General features: G+C 67.8%; 1 protein-coding gene and 1 pseudogene. One reads left to right on the forward strand and one right to left on the reverse strand.

The features are described 5' to 3' along the window. Positions 1-125: 125 nt before the first annotated feature. Complete coding sequence (gene cas3 / locus U9980_RS22880) at positions 126-2,993, reverse strand: CRISPR-associated helicase Cas3' (RefSeq protein WP_322769826.1); 2,868 nt, start codon at positions 2,991-2,993, stop codon at positions 126-128. 833 nt (positions 2,994-3,826) lie between these two features. Here cas3 and U9980_RS22885 point away from each other — a divergent pair. Then, a pseudogene (locus U9980_RS22885) lies at positions 3,827-4,539 on the forward strand (ABC transporter ATP-binding protein); the annotation flags it as partial.

A 4,539-nucleotide genomic window follows, 5' to 3' on the forward strand; every position in this document is an offset into this window, starting at 1 on the left:
CCCACCACCGACAGAATTCGGCCTCGCTCCCAGACGCCGTGACCAGCATGGCCAGCGGCCTGCCCCGGACGACTAACGGAGGTTGCGTCAAGGTCACGAAGAACACGACTTCCCCGCCGGCCGTTTCACCCGAGAAGGCCGAGTGTGGAGTCGAGACGGAAGGTACGGCCGCCGACCTCGACGGGGCTGACGGTGCCGTCGGCGCCAAGCTGGTGGGGCAGCAGGAGTAGCTCCCGCAGCGTGGCGTGGTCCGACCAAGCTGGCGGCGGCGCGGTCACGTCGCGGTCGCGACGTTTCCAGTCGCCGTCACGCAGGGGGATGCTCTCCCCCAGAATGGCCTGGACCTGGGCGAGCGTGAACCGGCCGGCCGGGCCGGCGCCGGTCGCGGGAAGGCGCCTGGTCCGGCCCGGATCAAGCCAGCGGTCACCGTCTACGTCGACGTAGCAGCAAACGACTCGCACCGACTCCGCTCCGAGCCGGGTGGACACCCGGTCCTCGTCGATCTCTTTCGTCGTCAACGGTTCGAGGTCCCGAAGCTGCGTCGGAGCCTTGACCGCAACCATCTCGGCGATGCCCACGCGCGCCTCGTCCTCCATGAGGCGCTTGATTTCATCCTCGACCAGGTTTTCGTGGAAGGTCTCGTCGTAGACCTCCTCGACCATCGGCTGCACATCACCGGGGATCTCGACCCCGCTGGCGGCCTTCTTCACGAGGACGTCGTGGGTGCGCCGCAGCAGGGACCGGTCGTAGATGCCGGTCCACCGGTCGGGGAGGACCAGCTCGCCGTCCTCCCCGCGGGGAAGAAGCACCGCCAGCCGTGGGTCCTCAACAGCCCATGCGGGCCGCAGGTCAGCCTCGTCCACCTGCGGGTGGCGCTGGCAGCGCCCGGCCCGCTGCAGCAGTTGAGCGACCGGGGCCAGGTCACTGATGACCAGGTCGAAGTCAAGATCGAGGGACTGTTCGGCGACTTGGGTGGCGACGAGAATCGCCCTGGTAGGCCGATGTTCGACCTCGCGGCCGAACGCCGCCGTCACCCACACCGTCCGCTTCTCCCGTTCGCGGGCAGGCAGCCGGGCATGCAGCAGTTCCAGTACCGGCCCGGAATCGTCTGTCCCGTTCCCTCGCGCACCGGCGGTCTCCTGCGCCTTCCATGCGGCGATGGCGGTGAACGTGTCCTGGGCCTCGGCGACCGTGGTGCACACGACCATCGCGCAACCGCCATCACGCAGGAGCGGTGCCAGCAGCCTGCGTAGCGCGGCCGACCGATCCACACCGTTATCCACCAGCAACTTCTCTGCAGCTGAGGAGTCTTTCACCCGGGCGGGGATGTCGACGAGGTCGAGGGCAAGCGGCGGTCGGGGCGGGACGTCAAACGTTCGGGTCGTCACCGTTGCGCTGTTCGCGTCGGCATATACCCAGCCGGGGTAGGCGACCTCGAGCGGCGCCTTGTGTCGCCGGCCGCGCGCCCCGTACAGGTAGGCACGCACGAGCCGCTCGGCGACCGAACTCGGCAGCGTCGCCGACAGCAGCACCACCGGGACCTTCAACGCGCCGAGCCAGGTCAACAGACGGGCCAGCAGATATTGCATGTACGCGTCGTAGGCGTGGACCTCGTCGACGATGAGGACCTTCCCGGCCAGGCCCAGCATCCGCAGCACGTTGTGTCGCACCGGCAGGACCGTCAACAGCGCCTGGTCGACCGTGCCGACCGCCAGCGGAGCGAGCAGACCGCGCTTGCGTCCCCGCAGCCAGGTGGTCGCGGCTGTGCGCGCCGTGCCGGTCGGATCGTCGTCGCCGGTGACCACCGCGCCCCCACCGGGCTCGGACGCGTAGGCAGCGTTCAACCAGGCCATCGAATGGAGCAACACGACAGCAGCATCCACATCGGGCTCAGCCCGGCGTCGAACGTAGGCCAGTATCCGCTGGTACATCTGGTCCGATGTCGCCATCGTCGGCAACGTCATGAACAGACCCGCCGTACCAGCCGCGTCCCCCATCAACCGGGCCGCATGCAGGGCGGTCTCGGTCTTCCCCATTCCCATCGGCGCCATCACCAGCAACAGCCCCGGGCCGGACAGCAACGGCGGCAGGCCCTCGGCGACCGAGCGCTGCAGCGCGTTGGGCGGGTAGTCGGGGAACTCCTGCGCGAACGATCCGCCCTGCAACGCCAACCGTCCCAGGCCCGCGTCTGCGACCAGCCCAACGGCGTATTCCGCGGAACGCGTCCGGTGGCGGCACAACGCCGGCAGGTCCGCGCCGGCCGGGAGATCATCCAGGCGTTCCGTGAGGAAGCCCTCCTGGCTGACCAGCCAGTCAGCCAGGATCACCAGACCGCAGATCAGCGCCGCCGATTCGATCCCCACAGCTTTCGGTGCCGGCGGCGGAGCGAACACCCCCGTCACCGCGTCGAGCACAGCCCGCCGCTGGATCTCCCATTCCCCGGCGCCGAGCTGCGGAAATACCAGGCGGCTGTCGAACTCCCGGGATTCGACCTTGTAGAAACAGCCATGGTGGCCACCCAGGATCTGCGCGACCCGGGTTGCCGATGCACCCCCGGTCAGCCCGGAAACGTAGCCCAGTTCGCCGAGCACCCGGCCCAGGAACAGATGCGTCGCCCCGTCATGACCAAAGTCCCGACAGGCGCCGTCCGTCGAGTAACCCGACAACCCCGCGAACGCCTCGCGGGCCTGCATCTGGAAGCCCGGTATGACCTTCCCGATGTCATGCAGCGCCGTCCAGAAGGCGAGCAGGCGGCCCGCGTCGGCCACGGAGACACCGATGCCGTCGGCTATCACCTGCCTTGCCGAGCGCGGCAGTACATCCCGCCACAGCACCTCGGTGGCCGCACCGGAATCGATCAGATGACAGATCAACGGGTACGGCCGCGGTAGCCCCTTACTTTTCCCCCACATCCGAAGATCCACCAGCGGTACGCCGTCACGCCCAGAACCGTCCACATCGACCCCCCAACCGATCTCGACAGGGTAGACCATGCCACGACGCCCGTAGCCGACCCCTTACGGACATGCACCCCTGTGGTGGCCGACCCGGCGGGGACCCGATAACACCCTGCAAGGGTGATCTTGTTTTAAATTTTAAATCTTGTAGTGCGTCACGAACACCAGCAAAGAAACGCGCGGTGGCTTCAGACGAGGAACCCTGGACGGTGTCGCGCTGTGCGCGACACCGTCATATATCCCTTACCGATTTCATGCCACCCGGTGCCGTTTTCAAGGTTTCCCCGGACTCCAGACCGAGCGTGGCACTACTATGCCGAAGATTCTTGATAGGGATCTTCGGAAGTTTCGCGTGCCGGGACAGCGTCTCAAAACGGCTCGACACGGTGTCCGGATGCCAGGCTGACCCGTCCGCCTGCGTGAACACCAACCCGGAGTCCATCCAACCGGCACCCATCGCGAGCTTCTGCGCAGCCTGCCGGCGACGCCAGCGGCGCAGTGCCTCCACCGCGTCGGAGTCGAGGACACCTGTCCGGGCCGACCGCCTAGTCTTCGACTTCGACAGATGCGCCTTCCCTCCGCGCTGGTCGGTGTCGCCCGCCGTGGGACCACGTGTCCGCCGGATGCGACCAGTCCCGCCGTGGGGAAATCTCCTGCCGGTGAGACGATCACCTATCGTGGCGCCAACAATACGCTGGCGGCACGGTCTCGGTGTGATGGTGCCGTACGCCATCAGACGGGTCGGGGTAGGCCGTGCGGCATACCCGGCGAGCTGGGGTTTTGGCCGGTCGGGAGACGTCGCCTCGGCTCAGCGGCTCCTACTGTTGGCCACGCCGGAGCGACCGGCGGAACCGAGGGAAGCCAGCACGATGATCGAGGTAGAGAACGTCAGCAAACGATACGGGGAGAAACTGGCCGTCGACGGCCTGAATTTCGTTGTGTAGCCGGGGATCGTGACCGGTTTTCTAGGCCCGAACGGGGCCGGGAAGTCGACCACGATGCGGATGATCGCCGGCCTGGACGAGCCCACGACCGGCCGGATACGGGTGAACAGCCGCGATTACCGGACGGCGTCGGCGCCGATGGCCGAGCTGGGGATCCTGCTGGAAGCCAAGGCCGTGCACACCGGCCGCTCGGCCCGCAACCACCTGCTGGCACTGGCGATGACCAACGGGGTCAGCCGGCGGCGGGTCGACGAGGTGATCGACATGGTCGGCCTACGGGAGGTGGCCAGCAAGAGGGTCGGTGGGTTCTCGCTGGGGATGGGCCAGCGGCTGGGCATCGCCTCGGCGCTGCTGGGCGATCCCGGCGTCGTGGTCCTCGACGAGCCGGTCAACGGGCTGGACCCGGAGGGGGTGCTGTGGGTCCGGAATCTGCTCAAGGGGCTGGCCGCCGAAGGGCGCACGGTGTTCGTGTCCTCGCATCTGATGAGTGAGATGGCGCTGACCGCGACTCGGCTGGTCGTGGTCGGCCGCGGGCGGCTGATCGCCGATACCACGGTCGAGGAGTTCGTGGCCCGCGCCGGGGGCAACCGCGTCACGGTGCGCACCCCGCAGGCGGCTCAGCTGCGTGAGCTGCTAGT

It is taken from the genome of Protofrankia sp. Cr1 (genome assembly GCF_963555865.1).
Lineage (GTDB): Bacteria > Actinomycetota > Actinomycetes > Frankiales > Frankiaceae > Protofrankia.

Bases quoted from the DNA above. Each gene is read 5' to 3' on its own strand.
- cas3 (WP_322769826.1), bottom strand. From the start codon at position 2,993: ATGGTCTACCCTGTCGAGATCGGTTGGGGGGTCGATGTGGACGGTTCT.